The following is a 24,856-nucleotide window of genomic DNA, read 5'->3' as shown; positions in this document are numbered from 1 at the left end:
CCGCGTCCGTCCCGTTTTGCGCAAGGAGTTTTTTCGTGTCCACACCCTTGAATACCTCATCCGTCTGGCGGGATTTACAGCAGCATCGGCAAAGTTGGGAGGGCGTGACCCTGCGTCAGCTCTTTCAGGACGACCCGCAGCGCGCCCGGAATTTTTCCGCCGAGGCCTGCGGCCTTTACCTCGATTATTCCAAACACCTCATCAACCCGGAGACCTTGCGTCTGCTGATCACCCTGGCGCGGGCGCGGCACCTGGAAGAACGCCGGGCGGCGATGTTCGCGGGCGAACGGATCAATCGCACGGAGGGGCGGGCGGCTTTTCATGTGGCTCTGCGCGCACCCAAAGGCCATGTCATGCGCACGGCGGGGGTGGATGTGGTGCCAGAAGTCCATAAGGTACTGGACCACATGGCCGCCTTCACCCGATCCATCCACGATGGCACCTGGCGGGGGGCGACCGGTCAGCCCATTCGCAAGATCATCAATATTGGGATTGGTGGCTCCTACCTGGGGCCGGAAATGGCCTGGAAGGCGCTGCGCCCGTATCGTCACCCAGGCATGGAGCTGGGTTTTGTCGCCAATGTGGATGGCGCGACTTTTACCGACGTTACGGCGCATCTGGACCCCGCCGAAACCCTGTTCATCGTCTCTTCCAAAACCTTCACCACCCTGGAGACCATGACCAACGCCCAACAGGCCCGCTATTGGGTTACCTCGGCCCTGGGCGAGGCGGCCGTGGCCCGGCACTTCGTCGCCGTGTCCACCAATGTCGAAGCTGTCAAGGCCTTCGGGATGGATACCGGACACATGTTCGGTTTCTGGGATTGGGTAGGCGGACGTTATTCCATGGATTCGGCCATCGGCCTGTCCACCATGCTGGGGGTGGGGGTGGAACATTTCACCGCCATGCTGGCGGGCTTCCATGCCATGGATAACCACTTTCAGACGGCGCCCCTGGAACAGAACCTGCCGGTGCTCATGGGCCTGCTGGCGCTCTGGTATAACAATTTCTGGGATGCGCAGACCCAGGCCATATTGCCCTATGCCCATGATCTGGCGCGTTTCCCCGCTTATCTTCAGCAACTGCAGATGGAAAGCAACGGCAAGGGCGTGGATGAGGATGGTCACCCGGTTACCGTCGATACGGGCGCCATTATCTGGGGTGAGCCCGGCACCGACGGGCAGCATTCCTTCTATCAATTGATTCATCAGGGTACGCGACTGATTCCCTGTGATTTCATTGGCTTTTGTCAGCCGCTCAGTCCGTTGGCCGAGCAGCACGAGTTGCTGATGGCTAACCTCATCGCCCAGGCCGAGGCGCTGGCCTTTGGCAAGGCGGCGGAGGAATTGCGTGCCGAAGGGGTGGCCGAGGCGTTGGTGCCATTCCGCGTTTTCCCCGGCAACCGGCCCAGCAGCGTCCTTCTGGGGGACCGCCTCGACCCCCATACTCTGGGGGCGCTCGTGGCACTTTACGAGCACAGCGTCTTTACCCAGGGGATTATCTGGGGTATCGACTCGTTTGATCAGTGGGGCGTGGAGTTGGGCAAGGTGTTGGCGCAGCGGATCGTGGCGGAACTGCGGAGTACGGCCCGCCATCCCCACGACGCCTCGACTGCCGCTTTGCTGCAGCGCTATCTGCAGCGCCGGGGTAGCTGATCCTGGCGGGTGTGCCGCGGCTGAAAATTTACGATGCCGGCCGGGAACTTTTACCTGTCGGAGGGCTTCCAACCCAGTGTTATCCGCCGGATGAAGAACCGCCAAAAACAATGAAATCGCCAAACATTCTGGCCCTCGTGGCGCTGCTTGTGTGGGGGGGCGCCAACGCGGCGACCCCGAATTTACCCCCCTTGCCAACCCTGCCCCCGCCGCCACCCATGCCGGCGCCCCAACTGACGGGCATACAGGGCGCGGTTCTCCTGGATGTGAACAGCGGTCAGGTACTGGTGGCGGAGAACGCCGAAAAACCCCTCAACCCTTCCGGGCTGGTCAAGTTAATGACGGCCTACGTCATGTATCAGGCGGAAAAGCAGGGACTGGTGCCGCCGCAGCGGCGGGTTCATGTCTCCAACGAGGCCTGGCATGCGCAGGGTTCGCGCATGTTTATTCAGCCCCACCTGCCGGTGACCATGAGCCAACTGGAGCATGGTCTGTTGATTGACGGGGGGAATGATGCGGCTGTCGCCATCGCCCAAACGGTGGCCGGCAGCGTCGGTGGTTTCGTCGATCTGATGAATCACGACGCGGCGGCGATGGGGCTGCAACACACCCACTTTACCAACCCCGATGGTTTGCCCCAGCCGGGCCAGACCAGTACAGCGCTGGATGTCGCGCGACTCTCGAAACACTTGATCCAGGCGTATCCGCAGGTGTTACAGGTGGCGGGGAAGGTCTCTTACACTTACAACCATATCACCCAGTACAACTACAACCCGCTGGCCGGTCAGGAAAACATCAATGGTCTGGGTGTCGGCCTGGCGGCAAAGAACAGTTGGGATCTGGATGTCAGCGCGACCCGCGGCGGACGCACCCTGGTGGCCGTCGTGCTGGGGGCGCCTTCACGCAGTGCGGCGGGCAGTGATGCGAGCGCGCTGCTGGATTATGGCTGGAACGGCTGGCAGAACCTTCCATTGTATAAGGCCGGACAGGTAGTCGCACAAGTCCGTCATGTGGACTGGAGTCCGGAAGTGATGGAGGGGGTGACCACCCGCGCCGTCGTGGTGTCTGAACCCAAACAGCAGGGTGTCGGGCTGCACACGCGGTTTATTCCCGCCGCCGGTCTCAAGGCGCCGATTCGCGCCGGTGCACCCATCGGTACCCTGTCTGTCCGTTGGCACGGCCATGTCCTGCAGAGTGTGCCGGTGGTTGCACGGAGCGCCGTGCAGCCGGCGGGATGGTTCACCCGCCTGTTACACGAAGGAGAATCCTGGCTGTGATCTCCGTGCCGTCGGGCGTGTCCACACCCCTGGAAATCCAAAGCTGACGGTTCTTCGCGCCGGCATGCACAGGGTGCTGCGCCAGCCATAGGTCGCTGCAGCGATCCGCAGATGCTACAGTTCCGTACGGACGATGTTTGGGCTGAGCAGTGTCCGGCCTCCGAAAGTAAGGGTCTGTCCATGATCAGAATCCCCGATGTGATGAGATGGTCACTGCGACAGCGGTTTTTTCGCTTCGTGGCCAAGGCGCGTGTCGTATTGAATCTGGATGTCTGGTTTCCACAGATTCCGATGGCGCTGGCCGTTGGGCTGTTGGGGGGGCTGGCGATCCTGAATGCCTTGCCGCGCCTGACCCGGATCTTTCCGGCGCTGGCAGGCCTTGCCCCCTCCGCCAGCCTGACCCAGGCCCCGCTCTTATCGGCACTGGGCACGGTACCCGAGGCGATTGTCGGTATCGTCCTGTTGCTGATGGCCATCGGGTTATTGTTCCGCTCCCGCTTCTCCTGGGCCATTACTCTGATATTGGCGGCCGCGATGCTGGCCATGTTGCTGCACCACTACGGTTTTGTGTGGAGCGGCGTCGTTGCCTACAATGCGGCGATCCTGATAGCGCTGCTGGTGTTTCGGCGCCATTTTGCGCATTCGAGCGTGGCTGCGGGAACCCTGTTTGCAGCGATATCCATTTTGCTGCTGATGAGTTACGCGGTACTGGGCAGTTACGTGCTGGGCGCAGGCTTTTCGCCGCCTATCATGAATCTGGTGGATGCCCTGTATTTCTCCGTGGTTACCATGTCCACCGTCGGGTATGGAGATATCGTGCCGAAAAGCGAAGACGCCCGGATTTTTGTCATCTCCATCATCATCCTGGGCATCACCGTTTTCGCAACCTCTATTTCCGCGGTTGTCGTACCGTTGCTGAACGGCAGGATGCAGCGCCTGCTCATGGGAGAGAAACGGCGCAGTTACCGTAGTCACTACCTGATCATCGGGGATAATGCGTTGGCCCAGAATACCTACCGCGCCCTGCGCGCCAGGCATTTGTCGGCGCTGGTGCTGATGTCCGTGCTACCGGAGCGACAGTGGATGGCCACGGAAGATCTCATGATCGGTGATGCAACGGACCTGGATGTATTGCGCAGAGCGGGAGCCCAGTATGCCCTGGGAGTGCTCGCATTGCGGGCGAATGACAGTGAAAATGCCTTTATCATTCTCGCGGCGAGAGAGTTGGGTGTTCCCGGGAAAACCGTGGCGGCGGTTCAGAACGGTAAGCATCTGGAACGTCTGCGACAGATCGGGGCCGATCTCATCATCTCTCCGGAAGTGTTGGGCGGGGAACTGCTGGCGCTGGCCCTGAGCGGTGAGAGTCTGGCAGGAGATGCCATTATCAGTAAATTGTTTACCGCGAAGGCGGAAGGAGCTGAGACTTGAGTGCGTTGATCGCCATAAGCATTGCCATATTCGCCTTGATTGCACTGGGTATTGCGGCGCTATTTTTGCACACGGTGGTATGGCTGCTGGCTGCCATACTCGGTCTGTTGATCTATTTTGTCCCCAGCATCATCGCTGCCGCGCGCCACCATGAGCATTTTCTGTGGGTGCTGATATTGAACATCGTGCTCGGCTGGTCGGGCATCGCCTGGATCGCGCTGATTGTCTGGGCCATTCTCGGCGAACGGAGGGAACCACCCCCGCGCAGGCTGAGCACCGATGCCTTTAACCCTCCTGCTCGCTGACCACAAAGGTACCGAGGCGCAGGCGTCGCAGGCTGGCCGCGTAGTCTTCCGGGGCCGCGGTGGGGGCCATGGGACCGATCTTGATCTTATACAGCCCGCCCCCGGTCGTGGAGGATACCGGCACCATCTGCGCGGTGCTTATGCCGAAATCCTGCAGCTTGCTGCGCTCACGAACCGCGGTCTGTAGATGCATGGGGCTTGCTGTTTCCAGATAGATTTGCTCGGATCGCGGCGTCTGCCGCCACTGTTCCAAAGTATGGGCGGTGGCCTCCCTATGTGGGGGAAGGGGAGCGGGCGGGACCGTGCGGGCGGCGGCAGGCATGGCGCGAATCGGACCGCTGGCAAAAGTGTCGTCCACCACCGCCGTCAGCTTGGCATTGGCATTGGAGGGGGCGGTATAGGCCGGTACCGGTATCGCCGCCGGCGCTTGCGGGACCGGTGCGGGTACCGTTCCGGGCACAGTGCGTTGGACTACGGGCAGTACCCTCGGCAGCGGTGCGCCAGGTGCCGGACTGCTGGGAATCACCTGAATATGTACCGGCGTGGTGCCTCGGCTGAGCATGCCCAACCGGCTGGCGGCACCATAGGACATATCCATGATACGGCCGCTCACGAAGGGGCCGCGATCGTTCACCAGGACGACGATGCTGCGCCCGTTCTTCAGGTTGGTGACGCGCACGCACGATGGTAGTGGCAATGTCCGGCTCGCGGCGGTCATTTGCCGGGCGTGGAAGGCGGTACCCATGGCGGTCACGTCGCTGGACGACTGCCGGTCGTACCAGGAGGCGATGCCATTTTCGGAGAAATCCGCGTCACCGCGGAGCGGATGGTACCAGCGACCGTTGATTTCATAAGGCTGGTTGTAGGCGGCATTCAGGTTGGGCGCGGTGGCAAAGCAGTCCTGTCCGGTAGAATATCCCGAGCCCGCCATGGCCGAACCGTAGCTATTGCGCGGCTGGCCCGCAACATGATCAGGCATGCTCGCACAACCCGCTAGTGCTGCGGCACCAAGGCCAAAAGCCCCTAGCCTCAAAAGCCGCAGATGGAACCGTACGCGCATGTTTCCCCCTGGTCGGAACCGTTCTGGACGTTTGCCGATGCGCGGTCTCCGTCTGGAAATATCCCTACATTCTAGGCCATAGTATTTGAAAAATTTAAGTAAGGCTAGGGGTTGGCCGTTTATTCTCAAGCTGTGGACTAGAAATGCCAGCAAACCAGCCTGTACTGCTGTGGCTTCTACCGCTATGGGCCATAGCGCTTTTATCGTGGAGATTGCCGGCGCGGCTCCGGCACCCAGGAGCGTGCCATCCCTCCGCTCTCCCCCGCGTGGGTTGCAGCGGGGTGCCGGAGGGACGGCCTACCCTCGCTAGTTTCCGCTTATTGCGGGGAGCAGGTATATCCGGGCGGGCAGGCGGGTGGCTGCTGGTATTGCGGGGCCGTTGGCGTACACACATAGCCGGAGGGGCAAGGTACGTTACCTTGTGGCGCGGCATAATAGCCGGGTTGTGGCGCCGGCTGCTGCTGGCTGTGTGAGAGGCCGTAACCGGCGAGTCCGCCCAGCCCGGCACCGATGGCGGCACCAGCCAGCGGCGACCCGGTTTGATTCCCGATGACCGCGCCCGCGACGGCGCCGAGCAGGGAGCCGCCCGCCGTGTTGGCCGTAGTGCCGTTGGTGGCGTAGGGATTATTCGCGCAGCCCGCAAGCGTCAGGGGCAGTGCCGCAATCATTAACCAGCGTGCAGTGTTCATGGTCATCATCTCCTTATATCGTCTTGAGCCAGTTACATTTCATTATGATGCAAAATCCCACGGGTATGCCAGTGTGGTGAATGGGGTACACCCACCGGCCTGATCGATCGCGATGCCTGCTCCGGCAGCGGGGGCGCCGTTATGGTGAGTCCCTTCCCGAAGGAATCCCCTGCGCGGTCTTTTGCCGTATAATGGGAAAGCCGGGTTCACCCCGGACCAGCCTCATAATTTCGCTATGGAGAATGCTATGACCTTATCCTTACGCCTTGCAGTAGCTTCTTTGGTGCTGGCTCTTGGGTTGAGTGGCTGTACCGCCAGTTGGGCTCCGCAAGTCAACCCCGTACCGTACTATACTTTTTACCCGGCATCTCTCAGCGTCGTCACGGCAGCGGCGGAGAGGGCACTGCCCCAGGCGGGGATGCGGTTTACCGGATCCAAACAGATCAATCCCAGTACCGTAGAAGTGCATGGCTACGATCCAGAGGGTAACGCCATCCTGATCACCCTGCAAACCAAGGGTGCTGCGGTGACAAAGTTTTCGGCGCGTATCGGTCTGTATGGGCACCTCCGTGAGGTGGAAGAGATCGAGCACTGGATGGGGCAGTATGTAGGGCAGGCCATTGCGCGGCCCTGAACGGTCAGCGTAACTGCTCCAACCACGGGCGGTAGATGGCCGCGGCGCTGGCCAGCAACGCTTCACATCGGCGCTCCAGATGGTCGTGAATGGTCTGGCGGCTCTGTACGCCCGCACCGGCTTGTTGCAAGTCATGCGCCATGCTTTCCGTCCAGGCTTGCACCGTGGTGGGAGTGACCTCCGGGTGGCCTTGAAGCGCCAGGCAGTGCTTGCCGATGGCAAAGGCCTGCTGGGCGCAAAGGTCGCTGGAAAGCAGGGGCACTGCACCGGCTGGCAGGGAAAAGGTCTCGCCATGCCAGTGAAAGAGCGTAAACGTGTCGGGAAGCTCTGTTAACCAGGTGCTGCCCATTGCTTCCGGGGTCTTGGTGACGGGCCACCAGCCGATCTCCGGGCCATCCGGGTTAGGGGTTACCTGGCCGCCCATCGCTTGGGCAATCAGTTGCGCACCGAGACAGTGTCCCAGGACGGGGAGTTCTTCGACCACTGCCCGACGAATGATTCGTTGCTCGGTGAGCAGCCACGGGTACCGGTCCGTATCGTGGACGCTCATGGGTCCACCCATGATGATCAAGGCGCCATAGTCGGCCAAGTCATCGGGAGCCGGCACGCCCAGATCCAGGCGATATACGCCCGTTCGATGCCCCTGTGCCGCAAGAATATCGTGCAGGCTTCCCAGCCCCTCTTCCGGATGATGCTGTAAAACAAGAATCCTGGTCATGATGCAGGCCCTTCTTCAGTGATGTCGGGGTGCCATGATGGCATACAAAACGGCGGTTGCCCGCCGTGTCGTATTATAACCGTAAAGATGTCGGGGGTAGCGTTCAGTCACCAGTCACCGGCCGGCGTTCGCCGTCACCGAAAAAGGCGTAGGCTTCCTCGCCATGCACCGCATCATCGCCGATCAGCAGCTCTTCTTCCGTCATGCGCAGAGGCACGATCAGGCTGATGAGCTTGAGCAGAACGTACGTCACTATGATATTCAGCACGATGATGAATGCTGCGCCGACGAGTTGTAACCAGACCTGATGCCAGTTGCCCTCGATGGCGCCGCCCGGGGTGCTCAGGGCGAAAGCTGCACAGCCCGCCTTGGTCGCCAGTAAACCGGTCATGATACCACCGAGGAGACCCGCCACCGCATGGGTATGGAAGACCCCCAGGGTGTCATCTACCTTGCGGAAGAGCGCGGTTTTACCGAGCAGATTCATGCTGAGCCAGGGGATGATGCCGGAACTGATGCCGATGGCTATCGCGCCCCAGCCATCGACCACACCTGCCGCGGGGGTGATAGCCACCAGCCCGGTGATCATGCCTTGTACAGCACCGATGACGGATGGCTTCTTGAAGTAGAAGATATCCATGATGGTCCAGACGATGACGCTGACCGCTGTGGCGATATTGGTGTTCAGCACCGCCGCGCCGGCATCGCGGCTGGCAGCGTAGGGATCACCACCGTTGAAGCCGTTCCATCCGAGCCAGAGGATACCGGCACCGACCAGCATCAGCAGTACGTTGTTGGGCTGGAAGTTTTCACGGTCACGCGCGAGGCGTGGTCCAATCACCGCGGCCGCCACAAAGCCCGCGACACCTGCAGAGAGGTGAATGACATAACCACCGGAGTAATCGATGACGCCGAGGCTGGAGAGGAAACCGCCACCCCACAAACTGAAGGCGCCAACGGTATAGGAGAAGGTGAGCCATAAGGGAACGAAAATCATCCATGCCTTGAAGCTCATCCGTCCCAATACGGCGCCAGCCATGATCACCAGAGTAATGGCGGCAAAGACAAACTGGAAATATACCATGGTGGACATGGGAAAGGCGGCGCTGGTGTTGGAGGCCGGGATCAGGGCCTGTTTGAGTTCATCCTGCATACTGATGATGGAATGCGGCATGCCGACAAAAGGAAACCACTGATTACCGAAACCCATATTGTAGGCCCAGAGGACCCATGCGATCAGTACTGCGGCAAAGGCATAAAAGGCCATAAAAGCGGAGTTGACGGCCCACTTCTTCTTGACGATGCCCGCGTACAGGACGACGAGCCCGGGAACACTCTGCAAGCCAACGACGGTCGCTGCGGTAAGCTGCCACGCATTGTCGCCGGTATTAAGCCAAGCTACTGACATGAAGAAATTCCTCCCTATAAGGATTCGGAGCGGTTGTAAAACGGTTATAGGTGATTACAGTGCATCATTGCCGGATTCCCCGGTGCGGATACGGATGGTCTCCAGCACTTCAGAGACGAAGATTTTACCGTCACCAATCTTGCCGGTGCGGGCACCTTTTTCGATGGCCTCAATGGCCTGGTCGACGACGTCATCGCTGATTACCGTCTCGATTTTGACCTTGGGGAGAAAATCCACCACGTATTCCGCGCCGCGGTAGAGTTCGGTATGACCTTTCTGGCGCCCGAAACCTTTGACTTCGGTGACCGTGAGGCCCTGGATCCCGACTGCCGACAATGCCTCACGGACATCATCGAGCTTGAAGGGTTTTACTATGGCAGTAATCAATTTCATGACGACACCTCTTGCGCAGGGTTGGAACATCTCGGGGGCAACGACCCCGGGGGTTAGAACATGAAGCCGGTTTCGACCATGCCCCGGAGTTGGTTCTGGGCGAGGCCGTTGGTACCCGAGAAACCAGTGCCGCTCTGCATGGATGCTGTAACATAAGAAAGCTCGGCCCGAGCGAAAAAGCCGCCGTCCTGATAAGTCGGCGTCACGGTCAGCGACCAGGCATGGGAACCGGGGCCGAAGCCGGTGAGGTTGGCGGCACCATCTGTAGCAGTGCCGGAGTTGCTGATGTACTCCACCCGCCCGGCGACGGAGATTTTGTCCGTCAGGCTGTAATCGGCAAGAATGGCGGCACCGAAGGTGCTGGTCTTTCTGGTGCCGGCACCCAGCGCCTGAATTGCGCTCGCCGGCACGCTGGTATACTGCACATAAGGCGTCACGACGAGGTTTGCGCCGGTATGGGTATAACCCAGGTCGTAAATGCTCTCGTTGTTCTGTAGCGGCGTGGTGGCAATGGACGAATAGGCGAAATTCGTATGTCCCATATTGCTGCCAGCCTGGAAGAAGACACTGTTTTCCTTGTTGATGGCCCAGGTCAGGGCGCCCGTCACCCAGTTGAAGCGATCGGAGTAGAAACCGTCATTCCAAGACAAGGAAGCGGTGACCGGCCCCATGGTGTAATTGGCCTGGATGCCTTTGTTGACGGCATTCTCCTGGCCCCAGAGCAGGCCGCGCTCGATGTTCCAGTTCTGGTAGCTGAAGGTGTATTCGGCGCCGATCAGGGTCGGGAGTTTGCCGATCTGGACATTGAAGTTATCGGTGGGGGCGATTTCAAGATAACCGACCGGCAGGGCGCCGAAGGTGTTCTGAGTGAAGGTACCGGTGGAGAAATAGCTGGAGCCCAGGGTCATGACGTTATACGCCCCTGCCTGCAGATAAAATTGCACCAGACCGGAGTTCTTCTGGATGATCACCTGACCGTTGCTGATGTCGGCGGACGCAGATTTGGTTGCCGGAGTGTTTGCCGGGCCGGAGGCGGCGGGGGCGAACTTGTTGTCCTGCCAGATGCCATAGCCGCTCGCCACGCCTTGCACATTGAGTTTACCCAGTGGACCCGCCTCGAAGGTCAGCGGGCTGGGCAGGGCCAGTGGCGATGCGTGGCCAGTCCCGATCGCCAGCGGCGATAGGGCGAGTACAGTCAGCGGAATGATTTTATGACCATAACTCCGTTTGGAACTCTTCATGTTTGCTGCTCCCTTTGGTGTGAAATTACAGGGAGCTTCTAGCAAACTTAGTGCCAACTTATAACAGGCTATAACGTAACGTTTTTTGAAAAATGGCGAGGAAGTGACCGCATTTGGTGCACCATATCAATGCGCTATGCACTATTATGGTGCAACCCTTGGGGTTGTCGGAATCGGATCTTCAGAGCGTGCCGGATTCGCTCAGGGAAAGCTCTTCCATGTTCAGATGCACATCATACCCCCAGAGGGTGTGAATCAAATGGAGGGTCTTTTGGGCTTCATCCTGATCGAGGGGCTGAGGATCCATCTGCCGTAGACGCAGATGTCGGTCCCCCAGCGATCCACAGACACGATCTGAATGTCCGGCGGGCGGGTGCTTTCAGCGATTTGTCGGGCAAAAGCCTGGCGCAGATACTGGTAGCCCGAGTCATCATGGATGGCGCTGACCCGGTACGCCGTAGCGTCTGGGTCGTTGCTCAGGGCAAAGAGGTGCAGGTCGCGCATGACCTTGGGCGAGAGGTATTGCAGGATGAAGCTTTCGTCACGGAATTCGCGCATGGCGAAGTGAATCTGCTTGCGCCAGTCGGGGTCTCCGGCAAAGGAAAACCAGCGGCGGTCTTCGTCCGTGGGCGCGAGACAAATCCGCTTGATGTCCTGGAACACGGCAAAACCCAGGGCATAGGGGTTGATTCCGCTGTAGCGCGGATCATCAAAGTCCGGCTGGAAGGTGACGGCGGTGTGGCTGGCGTAAAACTCCAGCAGGGTGCCGTCGGTAATCAGCCCCCGGGCATGCAGGCTGTGCAGGATATGGTAATGCACGAAGCACGCGAAGCCCTCGTTCATGATCTTGGTCTGTCCCTGGGGGTAGAGATACTGGGAGATCTTGCGCACGATACGCAGTATTTCCCGCTTCCAGCCCTCCAGGTGTGGGGCGTTTTTTTCGATGAAATAGAGCAGGTTTTCCTGGGGGGCTGGCGGGAATACGTTGGCATCAACGGGCTGGCTGGTGTCATGCGGAGGCAGGGTGCGCCATATTTCCAGGAGCTGCTGCTGCAGGTAGCGTTCACGTTCTTCGCGGCGTTGCTCTTCCTCGCGGGCCGAGAGCTGGCGCGGACGGCGGCCGCGATCCACGCCGTTACGGCTGATGGCATGGGCTGCATCCAATACGTCGGTTACCGCCTCGATCCCGTAGCGCTCCTCGCAGCGGGCGATGTAGCGCTGGGCGAACGCCAGATAATCCAGAATGCCCTCCGCATCCGTCCATTGCCGGAAGAAGACATTGTTCTTGAAAAAGGCGTTATGCCCGTAAGCCGCATGGGCGATCACCAGAGTCTGCATGGTCATGGTGTTTTCTTCCATGAGGTAGCTGATGCAGGGATTGCTGTTGATCACCAGTTCATACGCCAGACCCATTTCGCCGCGACGGTACTGCCCGGATTCGATGGCACGTTGCTTGCCGAAAGACCAGTGGGCGTAATAGACCGGAAGCCCGATGGAGGCATAGGCATCGAGCATCTGCTCGGCGCTGATGATCTCCAACTGGTTGGGATAGGTGTCGAGCTGAAGTTCTTCCGCGGCGATGGCCGCAATTTCTTCGGTGACCGCATCGATCCGCGCGAAGGTCCAGTCATTGTCGGTAAAGAGGAACCTAGACATGGCTTGGCGTCTCCTCAGTGGCAAAGAGTGTCCGGAACATCGGGTAGATGTCCTCGCGCTCGCTGGCGCGGGCGGTGACCAGCTCCGGGAAGTCCTGGGCAATGGCATCGTAGAGTCGCAGCAGATCACTCTCGCTGTCCCGGTTGACCTCCAGATAGAAGAGGTTGCGCAGGCGCGGCAGCAGGTTCAGAAGGTGCTCTTCCACCACGGCGTTGTCGGCAAAATAATTATCACCGTCGGATACCTGTGCCAGATAGACATTCCATCGATCCGGGGGGAAGCGTTGTTGCATGATTTCTTCACTCAGGATGATGGCCGGAGAGACCAGCGTCCCACCTCCCTCGCGGGCGCCGAAAAAGGCCTGTTCACTGCACTCCGAGGCGGTGCTGTGGTGCTTGATGAAGACCATCTGCACCGCCTGATAATGCCGGTGCAGAAACAGATACAGCAGCAGAAAGAAGCGCTTGGCCAGGTCTTTTTCCTTTTCACCCATACTGCCCGAAACGTCCATGACGCAGAACATCACCGCGTTGGTAATGGGGTGGGGTTGCTGGTCGATATGGGCGAAGCGCAGGTCGGCCTCGTCGATGAATGGAATCGCTTTGATTTTGCGCTCCAACGCGTCAATCTGATGATCCAGTTCGCTGAGGCGCTCCTGCTCTACGGAGACATCTTGCTTCTGTGCCAGACGGTCTTGAATCTCTTCCTGCAGGACGTTGCGAGCATCCAGCAGATCCTGCAATTCGCGGCGTTTTCCGGCACGCAAAGCCAGCCGACGGGCACGGGCGGCACGCATGGTGCGGCCGACGTGCATGCGGGAGGGGCTGCCGTCCTTGATGAAACCCGCCCGCCGCCATTGATCGGCCTGGATATCCCCCTGTGCCATTTTACGCAGATTGGGTAACGCCAGTCCGTCGAAGAGCAGGTCCAGAAACTCGTCGGCGGAGAGGACGATGGCGACTTCGTCTTCTCCCAGGCCGTCGGGAGACCCCACCCGACCCTTGCCGGAACCGCCCCCCTCGGGCTTGTTGATTTCGTCGCCACGCTGATATTCCTTGTTACCGGGTAACACCCGCTCCCAGGAGGTATCGCCGAGGTCGCGGCGAAAGCTGGGTTCATGGAGATCGCGGGTGGGGATGGAAACGGGTTGGTCGGTATTGGCCAGATCCTCAATGGAGCCGGAGCGGGCCATTTTTTCGACAGCGACCTTGAGTCGGGCGCGGACACGTCTTTGCAGACGATCCTGATTGGCCGTGGATCTGGTTCCGGAACTGCGCCGGTCGATGATCATGCTCATGGCAGACTCCCTGGTGGCGACGCCTCACCCTCATTATGACCTAAAATGGGGCGGATGGTTACGGTGGACCTCCCCCATGGACGGTCCACCGGGAACGCGGTTTATTCGTAGACCTGCTCACCGTGCTGGGTGATGTCCAGCCCCTCCCGTTCCTGCTCCCCTATGACGCGCAGGCCCAGGGTCCAGTCGATGACCTTGAGGATGATGAAGCTGACGATGGCGTCATAGACAATCGTGACACCAACACCCGTCGCCTGAATGAGCAGTTGTCCGGTATTCCCTTCCAGCATACCCGCTGTACCACCGATGGCTTTCACCGCGAAAACGCCGGTCAGCAACGCGCCGATGATACCGCCGATGGCATGGACGCCGAAGGCATCCAGAGAATCGTCGTAACCCAACCGGTTCTTCAGGTAGACCGCAGCCCAGAAACAGATGACGCCCGCCGCAAGACCGATCCACAATGCACCCATGGGGCCGACAAAACCCGAGGCTGGGGTGATCGCGACGAGACCGGCTACGGCGCCAGAAGTCATGCCCAGCACCGTCGGCTTGCCGCGCGCCAGCCATTCCGCAAACATCCAGGAGAGGGCTGCCACGGCGGTGGCAATCTGGGTGGTAGCCATGGCCATCCCCGCGCGGTCGCTGGCGGCGACCGCCGAACCGGCGTTGAAGCCGAACCAGCCCACCCAGAGCAGGGATGCGCCGATCAGGGTATACATCAGATTATTGGGGTGCATGGTGTCATGGCGGTAACCGATCCGCTTGCCCATGACGAGCGCTGCGACCAGCCCGGCGATACCGGCGTTGATATGCACCACGGTGCCGCCCGCGTAATCGAGGACGCCATCCGCAGCCAGCCAGCCGGCTGGGCCCCAGACCATATGCGCGATGGGCGCATAGACCAGCAACGACCAGAGGCCGGTGAACCAGAGCAGGGCGGAGAACTTCATCCGTTCGGCAAAGGCGCCGACAATCAGGGCCGGCGTGATGATGGCGAAGGTCATCTGAAAGGTCATGTACACCGATTCCGGAATGGTGGGGGCCAGACCATTGGCGGAATCCAGGCCCATGCCGTTGAGGAAAAGTCGACTCAGCCCGCCCATGAACGCATTGCCTGAGGTGAAGGTCAGTGAGTAGCCTATGAACATCCACAGTACGGAAACCAGGGCCGTGATGGCGAAACTCTGCGCCGCCGTGGCCAGGACATTTTTCTTGCGCACCATGCCCGCATAAAAGAGGGCCAGGCCGGGGACGGTCATGAGCAGCACCAGAGCCGTGGAGCTCAGCATCCATGCCGTATCGCCGCTGTTAAAGGGTGGGGTGGTATCGGCCTGGGCCAGCGGGCTGGCCAACCATATCCATGCGCCGATTCCCGACGCCACCGGTAAAAATGGGTGTTTCGCTCCCTTCTGCATCTTGTCGCTCCTTTTTTGCCCGTTATGGGGCTGTTCGCCCCGTGCTTACTCAGATAGCGTCAAGCAATAAGTGTGCAAGCCGGGCAGGATAACGAAAAATAAGGGCTTATGGATTGTGACAGGAGGCCGGGAATGCCGAGCGCACCAAAATAGTGCGCTCTATCCGCTGCGCGCCGGTGGAGTCGGCCATCCCGGCAAAAAAAGCCCGCGGGTGCGGGCAGGAGATCGGGACAGGTCGAAGCGCGGGCCGTTGGCCCTCTTTGCGATGGCACAGCCTCTAATGATGCTTGCGATAACGCATATACCAGTCCACCAGCAGGCGTACCTGCTTTTCGGTGTAGCCCTTGGAAGTCATGCGTGCGACAAAGTCCTGATGTTTGCGTTCGTCATCCGAGGAGCTCTTCTTGCCGAAGGAAATCACCGGTAGCAGATCCTCGGTATTGGCAAACATCTTCTTCTCGATGACTGCGCGCAGCTTCTCATAACTGGTCCAGGCCGGGCTGACGCCGTCGTTGGATGCCTTGACCCGCAGCACAAAGTTTACTACTTCGTTGCGAAAATCCTTGGGGTTGGCGATGCCCGCCGGTTTCTCGATTTTTTCCAGTTCTTCGTTGAGCAGGCTGCGGTCCATGAGTTGCCCGGTATCGGGGTCACGGAATTCCGTATCCTGCAGCCAAAAATCGGCGTACTGGATATAGCGGTCAAAGAGATTCTGGCCGTAATCGCCATAGCTCTCCAGATAGGCCTTCTGAATTTCCAGACCGAGGAACTCGGCATAACGGGGGGCCAATTCGGTCTTGAGGAAGGCGAGATAGCGGGATTCCAGTTCTGCCGGAAACTGTTCGGCACGGACCTGTGTTTCCAGCACATGCAGGAGGTGTACCGGGTTGGCCGCTATCTCGTCGCCGTCAAAGTTGAAGGTGCGTGACAGGATTTTGTAAGCGAAGCGCGTGGAAATGCCGTCCATGCCCTCGTCCACGCCGGATGCGTCACGATACTCCTGCAGGCTTTTGGCCTTGGGGTCCCGATCTTTGAGGGACTTGCCATCGTAGACCTCCATCTTGGACCACAGGCTGCTGTTGCCGGGTTCCTTGAGACGACTGAGGACGGAGAAACGAGCCAGCATGTCCATGGTGTCGGGGGCACAGGGGGCGGCGTTGAGGGCGCTGCTTTCGAGGAGCTTGCGGTAGATCTGCGTCTCCTCGGTGACGCGCAGGCAATAGGGCACCTTGACGATATAGACGCGGTCGAGGAAAGCCTCGTTGCGCTTGTTGTTGCGGAAAGCAGACCATTCCGATTCATTGCTGTGGGCCAGGATGATGCCCTGGAAGGGCATGGCGCCAAAACCTTCGGTACCGTTGTAGGTGCCCTCCTGGGTGGCCGTCAGCAGGGGGTGGAGCATCTTGATGGGCGCCTTGAACATCTCGACGAACTCCAGCACGCCCTGGGTGGCGACATTGAGGCCGCCCGCATAGGCATAGGCGTCGGGATCGTCCTGGGAGAAATCTTCCAGCTTGCGAATATCCACTTTGCCGACGAGGCTGGAAATATCCTGATTGTTCTCGTCGCCCGGTTCCACCTTGGTGATGCCGATCTGGTGCAACTGCGACGGCATCAGGCGGTGCACGGTGAACTTACGAATGTCACCACCGAACTCGCGCAGCCGTTTGGCGGCCCAGGGCGACATTACGCCATTGAGGGCGCGGGAGGGAATGCCGAAGCGGTCTTCCAGCACCGGGCCATCCTCATCCCGGTCAAAGAGACCGAGGGGTGACTCGAAGAGTGGCGATACCCTGCCATGGGCGGCGAGGCAATAGATGGGATAGTGCTCCATCAGGTTTTTCAGGCGCTCCGCCAGAGACGATTTGGCGGCGCCCACCGGACCGAGCAGATAGAGAATCTGTTTACGCTCTTCCAGTCCCTGCGCTGCGTGACGAAAATACGCGACGAGGTTTTCCACCACGTCTTCAATGCCATAGAAGTCCTTGAAGGCGGGATAGGTGAGCAGTTTACGGTTCATGAAAATACGCGACAGCCGGGGATCAGCCTGGGTGTCCACCACCTGTGGCTCGCCGATGGCCGCCAGCATCCGCTCCGCGGCGGTGGCGTAAGCCATGGGATCCCGGGCACAAAGGTCCAGATACTCATCGATGGAAAGGGTGACTTCCTGCTGCTGCAGGAAACGCTCCTGGTAACGGTCGAATAACGCCATTTGCCACTCCTTGCGGCATTGCCGCGTCTGCGATTGGTTAGACCGGCATCGGTCGTCGCGGTTCGCTATGGGGAAGACCCCGTGTACACCATGAAACTAGCATTTCCTGTGCCAGTTTGACATTTGCTGCTCCAGTCGCCTGCCGTTCTACCATGGAGATGATCGTGTGCAATCACCCCGAATAGGGTGCGCTGGAGTGGTGCGCCATTGCACAAGTATGGTGCAGATCCTGGGGGTGCGCCAGTGCAGCGCGGGTGCTCTATCCCCGGGAGACGCTTGGTTCGAGAATGGCGAGTGTTTTTAACATATTGTTCTACATATTATTTTCAATGACGTTCGCCCTGAGGACGAAAAAAAGGGCGGAATAACCGCCCTGGAAGCCACTTGAGGAGGAGTGATCACATGACCATGATCAGTATTTATGTAGCAGGAAGCGTGCCATATTCGATGCAGCCTTTCAGCTCGATGCCATGGGCCGCGCCATGCGTAGGTCCAGGGTATGGGGATAGTCAGGTTGATCTTCCGCATGGGGGGGCAGCCAAGCGTGCTCACCGCTGCCGGTTGGCACGAAAAGGCTCTCGCCCTGACCCTGCAGGATCGGCTCCGGTTGCGGACCCTGACTGTGGCCGGTCGTGGTGAAGCGGCTCTGGCGCCGCGCCTCCGCTTCCCAGGCATTGACCGGGAAGGCCTCCGGATTGCGCCCGCCGGGATGCATGACGTGGTAGCTGCAACCGCCTACGCTACTTCCGTTCCAGGTGTCGATCAGGTCGAAAGTCAACGGCGTATGCACCGGAATGGTGGGGTGCAGCGCGGATGGCGGTTGCCAGGCGCGGTAGCGTACCCCGGCCACCTGCGCTTCGTGCGCACGAGTGGCCTGCAGTGGCACCCGTCGTCCGTTGCAGGCGAGCACATGGCGCCCCGGAGTCATGCCCGTTACCCGTACCTGCAGCCGTTCGACCGAGGAGTCCACATAGCGCGCCGTGCCGCTACCCGTCATCTCTTCGCCGAGAACGTGCCAGGGTTCGATGGCGGCGCGCAACTCGATGTCGATCTCGCCGATCCGGATGTGACCGTATCGTGGAAAGCGAAACTCGGAGAAGGGCGCCAGCCAGTCGAGTTGGAAGGGAATGTCGTGTTCCTGCAGGTCCGCGCAAATTTCGCGCAGATCTTCCCAGATATAATGGGGTAGCATGAAGCGATCGTGGAGGGTGGTGCCCCAGCGCACCAGTTCATGGCGATAGGGGGTTTCCCAGAATCGCAGCAAGAGGCTGCGCACCAGCAGTTGCTGCGCAAGGCTCATGCGGGCGTGGGGCGGCATCTCGAAGGCCCGTAGTTCCACCAGTCCCTGCCTGCCGGCGGCCCCGGCCGGCGAATAGAGCTTGTCGATGCAGATTTCGGCGCGGTGGGTGTTGCCGGTGATGTCCACCAGCAGATTGCGGAAGAGACGGTCCACCAGCCATGGCTGCGGCACGATGCCGGGCGGCACCTGAGCAAAAGCGATCTCCAGCTCGTAAAGGGCCTCATGGCGCGCCTCATCCACCCGCGGCGACTGACTGGTGGGGCCGATAAACATGCCGCTGAAAAAGTAGGACAGGGCCGGGTGGTGCTGCCAGTAGGTGATGAGGCTCTGCAGCAGATCGGGGCGGCGCAAAAAGGGACTGTCGCCGGGGGTGGCGGCGCCGAGTGTCATGTGATTGCCGCCGCCAGTTCCGGTATGGCGCCCGTCCAGCATGAATTTTTCGGCGGTCAGCCGGCAGGCGTGGGCGTCATCATAGAGGGCCGTGGTCTTTTCCACCATCTCCTGCCAGTGCGTGGAAGGATGGATATTGACTTCGATGACCCCGGGATCGGGGGTGACGAGCAGCTTCTCCACCCGTGGATCGCTGGGCGGCGCATAACCCTCGATGACCACCGGCATATGGAGTTCGGTGGCGCTGTGTTCGACCGCGCTGAGCAGGTACAGATAGTGTTCCGTCACCTGCAAGGGCGGAAAGAAGCAGTACAGGCAGCCTTTGCGGATTTCCAGGGTGACTGCGGTATGGGGGATCTCCTCCCAGCGTTGCTGGTCCGCCGTGGACGATGGCTGCGCTTCAGGGACATGGCTGTAGCGCGCGGCGATATCGCCGTGGATATCCGGCAATGGCTGCATCGGCGCGAAGGGGTCAGGGTCCGGCTGCCATTTTTTATGGGCTTCGACGACCCAGGGCAGGCTGTCGAGGGGCAGACGCATGCCCAGCGGGGAGTCGCCAGGCAGCAGAACCAGCCGCCCGCCCCGGAAACTCCACGGCGCCGAGTACCAGCGCTGCTGTTTCCATTCCCAGGCGAGGGGCAGCACCCAGCCCACCGGCTGATCGAGTCCCGCCTGCAATTTGCCGATCAGCGCCTGGCGTTCCAGCGGGTCGTCGAGGCGATGGGTGCTGAGATCGATATTGATCGGAGTGCGGCCCTCCTGATGCAGAATATGCCAGGCATCCTCGTAAGCGGGCAGCAGACGGTCACTGTCGAGTTGCAGATAGCGGGTCAGGGTACAGGCGAAATTGTGGATGTCATCGGCCTGCCAGCCGTAGTCGTGCAATGGATCGGCGAGCAGTCGGGGATCGCCCCACAGGGGGATACCATCCTTGCGCCAGTATAGACCGAGCGCCCAACGCGGCAGCGGTTCACCGGGATACCATTTGCCCTCACCCGTGTGCAGCAGTGCGCCGGGCGCGAAGCGCTGGCCGAGGCGACGCACCAGCGTTTCGGCGCGTTCCCGCTTGTGGTCGCCAAGGGCGTCCTGATTCCATTCGGCGGCATCCACTCCTTCCGTGGCCACGAAGGTGGGCTCGCCGCCCATGGTGAGGCGCATGTCGGCGGCCTGAAAACGCTTGTCCAGCGCATCGCCCAGGCCCATGATCTGTTCCCATTGCCCGTCGGTGTACGGCTTGGTGACGCGAGGCGTTTCCAGCAGGCGGGTCACGGTGTTGGCGAAGTGAAACTCGGCCTTGCAGGCACCGGTGGCGCCGGTAATGGGGGCCGCGCTTTGATAATGCGGGGTACAGGCGAGCGGGATGTGGCCCTCTCCGGCAAACAGTCCGGAGGTCGGGTCGAGACCGATCCAGCCGGCGCCGGGGACGTAAACTTCTGCCCAGGCATGGAGATCAGTGAAATCGCTGGCGGGGCCTGCGGGTCCGTCCAGGGGCGCCTGATCGGCTACCAGTTGCACCAGATAGCCGGACACGAAGCGCGCTGCGAGGCCCATGTGGCGGAGCACCTGCACCAGCAGCCAGGCACTGTCGCGGCAGGAGCCACTGGCCTTTTCCAGGGTCTCCTCCGGTGTCTGCACCCCGGCCTCCATGCGCAGGGTATAGCCGATCTGTCCCTGCAGGCGTTGATTGATGGCCACGAGAAAATCCACGGTACGCTGGCGCTGGCGGCGGATATCGAGTAGAAAACGCCGTAGCAACGGGCCGGCCTCTTCCTCTTCCAGGTAGGGTGCGAGTTCCTTGCGGAGAATGGGGTCATAGGCGAAGGGCCAGTGTTCGGCCTCAGGTTCGATGAAGAAATCAAAGGGGTCAATCACGGTCAGATCGGCGATGACCTCTACCTCCACCTTCAGCGAGCGCGCACGCTCGGGAAAGACCAGGCGCCCCTGGTAGTTGCCGAATGGGTCCTGTTGCCAGTTGAGAAAATGCTTGCCCGGTTCGACATGGAGGGAGTAGGCCAGGATCGGGGTGCGACAATGGGGCGCGGGGCGCAGGCGCAGCACATGGGGGTGGATTTCCACCAGCCGGTCGAAGTCATACTCGGTCTGGTGGCGCAGTACGACATGGATGCCCATGATGATTTCCTCCGAAGTGGGTGGGGCCGCGTCTGCGGTCAGGCTTGCGCGGCATTCAGGAGCAGCCCGCTCGGCACTCCGCCGAAACCGGTATCATCCCGGGCAAAATAGGTGTCGTGAATCGTGCGGTGCACCATGGCGAGATCTTTCTGTGCCTGATCCAGGTACTCGTGGAGCAGGTCCGGGCGCAAATTCGCCAGTTTCAGGACATCCAGACGCCGCCGCGCGCGGCGCACGGCCTCGGCGGGGATGCCCGCGTTGGGCAGATAGGCGAGCGCCACCTCCATCTCCCCCAGGGAGTACTTCATGCTGCGCGGAAACTTGTTATCCTTGAGCAGGTAGTCTACCACCTGATTGCTGCGCACCTGTACCGAGACATGACGGCGGTACATCTCAAAGGCGCTGAGCGCACGCAATACGCCCAGCCAGAGGCTGCTGGTGGTCGTTTTCTGTAGCCCCTGGTCCTGGGGCAGAATCACGGCGCTGGTCACGTCGACGATGCGGGTGGTCATGTCGGCGCGTTCCATGTTGCGGCCCAGCTTGATGAACTGGTAGACGTTGTCCTGGCTCATGCTGCTGATGAGCAGCCCAACCAGGGCGTGGCGTCGGGAAATGACCTCGCTGAGAAAGGCATAACGTGCATGACGGCTGTCTGAACTGGTGTCGGCATGTTCGCGGACGAAGAGGAAAAGGGTGTTCAGGCGCTCCCAGAACTCGGCGGGAAGCAGGTCGCGGAAGGTGCGGCAATTCTCCCGGGCCTGATGGATGGCGGCCATCACCGAGTTGGGGTTGCGCTCGTCGGCAATGAGAAACCGCATGATGCGGCCTTCCTCCGGCGTGCCGTAGTGTTCCGTGTAGAGTTTGGCGTCGCCCGTCACCTGCAAGAGAATGTCCCAGCCGAACTCGGCGCCCTGGGGCAGGTCGAGCAGCAGCAGTGTGGTGGCGTTGATCAGTCTGGCCATGTCTTCGGTCCGCTCCAGATAGCGGGCCATCCAGTACAGGTTTTCAGCTACGCGCGAAAGCATGGGGCCTCCTCATCGACAATCCAGGTGTCTTTGCTGCCGCCGCCCTGGGAGCTGTTCACCACCAGCGACCCCGGTTGCATGGCCACCCGGGTCAGGCCGCCGGTGGTCACATACAGCTTGTCCGCCTGCAGGATAAAGGGGCGCAGGTCGAGATGGCGGGCTTCCAGATGGTCTTCCACCAGGGTTGGCGCGGTGGAAAGATTCAGGGTGGGCTGGGCGATATAATTACGCGGGTTAGCGGTGATCAGTTCCGCAAAGCGCCCACGCTCTTCGGATGTGGCGCGCGGTCCGATGAGCATGCCGTAACCGCCTGACTCGTTGGCCGGTTTGACCACCAGTTCGTGCAGGTGACTCAGTACATAATCGCGGTCTGCGTCACGCATGCACAAGTAGGTCGGCACGTTGGGCAGGATGGGTTCGGCGCCCAGATAGTAGCGGATGATATCGGGCACGAAGGCGTATACCACCTTGTCATCGGCGACCCCGGCACCGGGGGCGTTGGCAATGGCGACCGTGCCGCGTCGCCAGGCGCGCAGCAATCCGGGAATACCCAGAACGGAATCGGAGAGGAAGACCTCGGGGTCCATATATTCGTCGTCGATGCGGCGGTAGATCACATCCACCCGCTGCGGACCGGAGATGGTCCGGAGATAAACGATATCGTCCCTGCTGACGAAGAAATCCGCGCCCTCCGCCAGATATGCCCCCATTTGCTGCGCCAGATAACTGTGCTCGAAGTAGGCCGAGTTGTAGATGCCCGGGGTAAGCACGGCGACCACGGGCCGTTCACCCTCGCGTGGCGACAGCGCGGCCAAGGTGTCGTAGAGCCGGTTGGGGTAGTCGTCCACGGGCAGGATCGTGGAGGACTTGAATAGTTCAGGAAAGAGCCGCTTCATGATCTGTCGATTTTCCAGCATGTAGGAGACGCCGGAGGGAACCCGCAGGTTGTCCTCCAGAACATAGATCGTGCCGTCCGCATCGCGGACCAGATCGCTCCCACAGATGTGGGCCCAGACTCCGAAAGGTGGACGCACGCCGCGACAGGCCTCCCGGAAATTACGGGAACTGGCCAGGACCTCGGCCGGGAAAACACCGTCCACAACGATACGCTGTGCGTTATAGATGTCGTCGATAAAGAGGTTGAGGGCTTGTAAACGCTGCTTGAGCCCTTCTTCGATGCGCACCCATTCTCGCCGGGAGAGAATGCGGGGGATGATATCAAAGGGCCAGGCGCGGTCGATATCGCCTGCCTCGCTGTACACCGTGAAGGTGATACCCATGGCGAGGATCGCGGCATCGGCGGCCTGTCGGCGGGCACGCAGTTCACTACCGTCCAGGGTGCTGAGGTAGTCAAACAGGGGGGCTGCGGGCAGACGTGGCACCCCACCTTCGCCTACCAGTTCATCGTAACTCTTCTGCTGTTGATAATGCTTGCTCAGCCAATCCATAAACCAGTTCTCCTCTTCGCGTGATGCACGCTCACGCTTCTGAATATGGCGGTGAGACGACGTCCTCGTTCCGGTGCCGGATCGGGCTGTGCTGTGGTCGCTGGGATGATATCAGCAAAGATTATGCCAGATGCCGGCTGGGCGATCGCCTCGTTCTCCGGTCACCAACCATCACATTTCCCGCAGTTCGTGGTCCTTGGATGCCGGTTGCACCCGAATGGCGGATTTCCGGCGGGACCGTGCCGCAGTCAAGAAGAGATATGCACCAATACGGTGCGCTTGGCTCAGCCGTAGTGCAGGGCTGATTTCGTCCGTTAACGGACGCCGTTTTCTGTCGTTTCCGTGGGACTCGTGGCCGCACTTTCCCAGGCAAAGCGCGGCAGGTCATCCAGCGCCCGTAGCAACCCCTGGCTCCAGCGTTCACCGATGCTGCGGTAAAAAGGATCTTCTTCGGAAAAGGTCAGGTAGCGCCCCGCCTGCAGGCTGTTGGCGTGGTAAATGAGCAGTTCCACCGGAGGGCCTACCGTGACATTGCTGCGCATGGTGGAATTCATGGAGACCAGCGCACAGCGTGCTGCAGCCTCCAGCGAGAGGTCGGGCCTGACTACGCGGTCCAGGATCGGTTTGCCGTACTTGATTTCGCCGATTTGCAGAAAGGGATGGTCCGATGATTCATGGATGTAGTTGCCTTGTGGATAGATCATGTAGGTGGCTGGCATTTCTGCCCCGATCTGCCCGCCGAGTATGAAGGTCGCCTCAAAATTGGTGTTGGCGGTATCACGGTTGGCCTGGTTGCGCTGCACCTCGGCATTGATGAGGCCGACATAATCCGCCGCCTCTGCCATGCTGGTCAGATTGAGCAGATGGGTTTCGGCGTCCTGATCGATATCTTGCTGCATCCGCTTGACCACGCCCTGGGTGGTCGCCAGATTGCCCGCTGAAAGCAGGCAGAGAAAACGATCCCCGGGCCAGCAGAAGTGATGCATTTTCGAGTAGATGCTGACATTGTCGGTGCCCGCGTTGGTCCGCGAGTCGGAGCAGAAAATCAGACCCCCGGTGACGTGGGTGGTGAGGCAATAGGTCATGGAGTGTTCCTGTGAGCCCGACGACATGGATGGATGATAGTCGCTGAAAATACCGTCCTTGGGAAGCGCGACCAAAAGGTCGGCCGC

General features: G+C 60.3%; 20 protein-coding genes. 5 read left to right on the top strand and 15 right to left on the bottom strand.

Going from position 1 to position 24,856, the window contains the following annotated elements; translation table 11 throughout:
• The first annotated feature begins 35 nt into the window (after nucleotides 1-35).
• The 4 genes from pgi to AFERRID_RS04360 all read left to right on the top strand — a co-directional run bounded on the left by pgi (nucleotide 36) and on the right by AFERRID_RS04360 (nucleotide 4,665).
• Entirely contained in the window at nucleotides 36-1,655 is a 1,620-nt protein-coding gene (pgi, locus tag AFERRID_RS04375; protein ID WP_126604429.1) for a glucose-6-phosphate isomerase, read from the top strand.
• Nucleotides 1,656-1,765: 110 nt separating this feature from the next.
• On the top strand, nucleotides 1,766-2,932 hold the full coding sequence (locus AFERRID_RS04370; protein ID WP_126604428.1) for a D-alanyl-D-alanine carboxypeptidase family protein: 1,167 nt from the start codon (nucleotides 1,766-1,768) through the stop codon (nucleotides 2,930-2,932).
• Nucleotides 2,933-3,112: 180 nt separating this feature from the next.
• Complete coding sequence (kch, locus tag AFERRID_RS04365) at nucleotides 3,113-4,360, top strand: voltage-gated potassium channel protein (RefSeq protein ID WP_172959334.1); 1,248 nt, start codon at nucleotides 3,113-3,115, stop codon at nucleotides 4,358-4,360.
• Complete coding sequence (locus AFERRID_RS04360) at nucleotides 4,357-4,665, top strand: superinfection immunity protein (RefSeq protein ID WP_113527618.1); 309 nt, start codon at nucleotides 4,357-4,359, stop codon at nucleotides 4,663-4,665. Before kch ends, AFERRID_RS04360 begins: the two co-directional genes overlap by 4 nt.
• Here the strand turns inward: AFERRID_RS04360 and AFERRID_RS04355 are convergent.
• Together AFERRID_RS04355 and AFERRID_RS04350 are read right to left on the bottom strand one after the other, a co-directional pair.
• A complete protein-coding gene (locus AFERRID_RS04355; protein ID WP_232027757.1) occupies nucleotides 4,646-5,644 on the bottom strand; it encodes a septal ring lytic transglycosylase RlpA family protein in 999 nt (332 codons plus the stop codon). The two genes, AFERRID_RS04360 and AFERRID_RS04355, sit on opposite strands and share 20 nt — an antisense overlap.
• A 398-nt stretch (nucleotides 5,645-6,042) precedes the next feature.
• Nucleotides 6,043-6,414: a glycine zipper domain-containing protein gene (locus tag AFERRID_RS04350; protein ID WP_012537475.1), complete on the bottom strand. Its 372-nt coding sequence runs from the start codon at nucleotides 6,412-6,414 to the stop codon at nucleotides 6,043-6,045.
• A gap of 247 nt (nucleotides 6,415-6,661) precedes the next feature.
• On the opposite strand from AFERRID_RS04350, the gene AFERRID_RS04345 reads away from it, so the two are divergent.
• Complete coding sequence (locus AFERRID_RS04345) at nucleotides 6,662-7,048, top strand: hypothetical protein (RefSeq protein WP_113527616.1); 387 nt, start codon at nucleotides 6,662-6,664, stop codon at nucleotides 7,046-7,048.
• Nucleotides 7,049-7,052: 4 nt separating this feature from the next.
• On the opposite strand, the gene AFERRID_RS04340 is transcribed toward AFERRID_RS04345, so the two are convergent.
• The 13 genes from AFERRID_RS04340 to AFERRID_RS04285 form a co-directional block, all read right to left on the bottom strand.
• Entirely contained in the window at nucleotides 7,053-7,766 is a 714-nt protein-coding gene (locus tag AFERRID_RS04340; RefSeq protein WP_126604427.1) for a type 1 glutamine amidotransferase, read from the bottom strand.
• Nucleotides 7,767-7,869: 103 nt separating this feature from the next.
• Nucleotides 7,870-9,174 (bottom strand): ammonium transporter, encoded by a 1,305-nt coding sequence (locus AFERRID_RS04335; protein ID WP_113527614.1) that lies wholly within the window; start codon nucleotides 9,172-9,174, stop codon nucleotides 7,870-7,872.
• 54 nt (nucleotides 9,175-9,228) lie between these two features.
• The gene (gene glnK / locus AFERRID_RS04330; RefSeq protein ID WP_113527613.1) at nucleotides 9,229-9,567 is read right to left on the bottom strand and encodes a P-II family nitrogen regulator; all 339 of its coding nucleotides are present in this window, start codon (nucleotides 9,565-9,567) and stop codon (nucleotides 9,229-9,231) included.
• A 53-nt stretch (nucleotides 9,568-9,620) separates the two neighbouring features.
• Nucleotides 9,621-10,808 carry a porin gene (locus AFERRID_RS04325; protein WP_126604426.1) on the bottom strand — a complete coding sequence of 396 codons (1,188 nt, stop codon included), beginning with the start codon at nucleotides 10,806-10,808 and terminating at the stop codon, nucleotides 9,621-9,623.
• A 181-nt stretch (nucleotides 10,809-10,989) separates the two neighbouring features.
• Entirely contained in the window at nucleotides 10,990-11,115 is a 126-nt protein-coding gene (locus tag AFERRID_RS16320; protein WP_456263961.1) for a hypothetical protein, read from the bottom strand.
• Nucleotides 11,064-12,464 carry a SpoVR family protein gene (locus AFERRID_RS04320; RefSeq protein WP_232027755.1) on the bottom strand — a complete coding sequence of 467 codons (1,401 nt, stop codon included), beginning with the start codon at nucleotides 12,462-12,464 and terminating at the stop codon, nucleotides 11,064-11,066. The genes AFERRID_RS16320 and AFERRID_RS04320 overlap by 52 nt, the downstream gene beginning before the upstream one ends.
• Nucleotides 12,457-13,761 carry a YeaH/YhbH family protein gene (locus AFERRID_RS04315; protein WP_113527555.1) on the bottom strand — a complete coding sequence of 435 codons (1,305 nt, stop codon included), beginning with the start codon at nucleotides 13,759-13,761 and terminating at the stop codon, nucleotides 12,457-12,459. The genes AFERRID_RS04320 and AFERRID_RS04315 overlap by 8 nt, the downstream gene beginning before the upstream one ends.
• Before the next feature lie 101 nt (nucleotides 13,762-13,862).
• Nucleotides 13,863-15,179, bottom strand: coding sequence for an ammonium transporter (locus AFERRID_RS04310; RefSeq protein WP_225981850.1), 1,317 nt, complete (start codon nucleotides 15,177-15,179; stop codon nucleotides 13,863-13,865).
• Between the two features lie 277 nt (nucleotides 15,180-15,456).
• On the bottom strand, nucleotides 15,457-17,391 hold the full coding sequence (locus AFERRID_RS04305) for a PrkA family serine protein kinase (protein WP_126604425.1): 1,935 nt from the start codon (nucleotides 17,389-17,391) through the stop codon (nucleotides 15,457-15,459).
• A gap of 457 nt (nucleotides 17,392-17,848) precedes the next feature.
• The gene (locus AFERRID_RS04300) at nucleotides 17,849-21,211 is read right to left on the bottom strand and encodes a transglutaminase family protein (RefSeq protein WP_126604424.1); all 3,363 of its coding nucleotides are present in this window, start codon (nucleotides 21,209-21,211) and stop codon (nucleotides 17,849-17,851) included.
• A gap of 38 nt (nucleotides 21,212-21,249) precedes the next feature.
• Nucleotides 21,250-22,236 (bottom strand): alpha-E domain-containing protein, encoded by a 987-nt coding sequence (locus AFERRID_RS04295; protein ID WP_113527552.1) that lies wholly within the window; start codon nucleotides 22,234-22,236, stop codon nucleotides 21,250-21,252.
• Nucleotides 22,221-23,684: a circularly permuted type 2 ATP-grasp protein gene (locus AFERRID_RS04290; RefSeq protein ID WP_113527551.1), complete on the bottom strand. Its 1,464-nt coding sequence runs from the start codon at nucleotides 23,682-23,684 to the stop codon at nucleotides 22,221-22,223. The genes AFERRID_RS04295 and AFERRID_RS04290 overlap by 16 nt, the downstream gene beginning before the upstream one ends.
• Nucleotides 23,685-23,998: 314 nt before the next feature.
• Entirely contained in the window at nucleotides 23,999-24,769 is a 771-nt protein-coding gene (locus AFERRID_RS04285) for a peptidase (RefSeq protein WP_126604423.1), read from the bottom strand.
• Between the last annotated feature and the right edge of the window lie 87 nt (nucleotides 24,770-24,856).

It is taken from the genome of Acidithiobacillus ferridurans (assembly GCF_003966655.1).
GTDB lineage: Bacteria > Pseudomonadota > Gammaproteobacteria > Acidithiobacillales > Acidithiobacillaceae > Acidithiobacillus > Acidithiobacillus ferridurans.
Note: the sequence above shows the minus strand (reverse complement) of the source record. Positions and strands in the feature narration are given on the sequence as shown.

Bases quoted from the DNA above. Each gene is read 5' to 3' on its own strand.
- AFERRID_RS04295 (WP_113527552.1), bottom strand. From the start codon at position 22,236: ATGCTTTCGCGCGTAGCTGAAAACCTGTACTGGATGGCCCGCTATCTG.
- kch (WP_172959334.1), top strand. From the start codon at position 3,113: ATGATCAGAATCCCCGATGTGATGAGATGGTCACTGCGACAGCGGTTT.
- AFERRID_RS04345 (WP_113527616.1), top strand. From the start codon at position 6,662: ATGACCTTATCCTTACGCCTTGCAGTAGCTTCTTTGGTGCTGGCTCTT.
- AFERRID_RS16320 (WP_456263961.1), bottom strand. From the start codon at position 11,115: ATGGATCCTCAGCCCCTCGATCAGGATGAAGCCCAAAAGACCCTCCAT.
- AFERRID_RS04355 (WP_232027757.1), bottom strand. From the start codon at position 5,644: ATGCCTGATCATGTTGCGGGCCAGCCGCGCAATAGCTACGGTTCGGCC.
- AFERRID_RS04290 (WP_113527551.1), bottom strand. From the start codon at position 23,684: ATGGATTGGCTGAGCAAGCATTATCAACAGCAGAAGAGTTACGATGAA.
- AFERRID_RS04325 (WP_126604426.1), bottom strand. From the start codon at position 10,808: ATGAAGAGTTCCAAACGGAGTTATGGTCATAAAATCATTCCGCTGACT.
- AFERRID_RS04320 (WP_232027755.1), bottom strand. From the start codon at position 12,464: ATGTCTAGGTTCCTCTTTACCGACAATGACTGGACCTTCGCGCGGATC.
- AFERRID_RS04340 (WP_126604427.1), bottom strand. From the start codon at position 7,766: ATGACCAGGATTCTTGTTTTACAGCATCATCCGGAAGAGGGGCTGGGA.
- AFERRID_RS04285 (WP_126604423.1), bottom strand. From the start codon at position 24,769: ATGACCTATTGCCTCACCACCCACGTCACCGGGGGTCTGATTTTCTGC.
- AFERRID_RS04370 (WP_126604428.1), top strand. From the start codon at position 1,766: ATGAAATCGCCAAACATTCTGGCCCTCGTGGCGCTGCTTGTGTGGGGG.
- AFERRID_RS04310 (WP_225981850.1), bottom strand. From the start codon at position 15,179: ATGCAGAAGGGAGCGAAACACCCATTTTTACCGGTGGCGTCGGGAATC.
- AFERRID_RS04350 (WP_012537475.1), bottom strand. From the start codon at position 6,414: ATGAACACTGCACGCTGGTTAATGATTGCGGCACTGCCCCTGACGCTT.
- AFERRID_RS04315 (WP_113527555.1), bottom strand. From the start codon at position 13,761: ATGAGCATGATCATCGACCGGCGCAGTTCCGGAACCAGATCCACGGCC.
- AFERRID_RS04300 (WP_126604424.1), bottom strand. From the start codon at position 21,211: ATGGGCATCCATGTCGTACTGCGCCACCAGACCGAGTATGACTTCGAC.
- AFERRID_RS04335 (WP_113527614.1), bottom strand. From the start codon at position 9,174: ATGTCAGTAGCTTGGCTTAATACCGGCGACAATGCGTGGCAGCTTACC.
- AFERRID_RS04305 (WP_126604425.1), bottom strand. From the start codon at position 17,391: ATGGCGTTATTCGACCGTTACCAGGAGCGTTTCCTGCAGCAGCAGGAA.
- glnK (WP_113527613.1), bottom strand. From the start codon at position 9,567: ATGAAATTGATTACTGCCATAGTAAAACCCTTCAAGCTCGATGATGTC.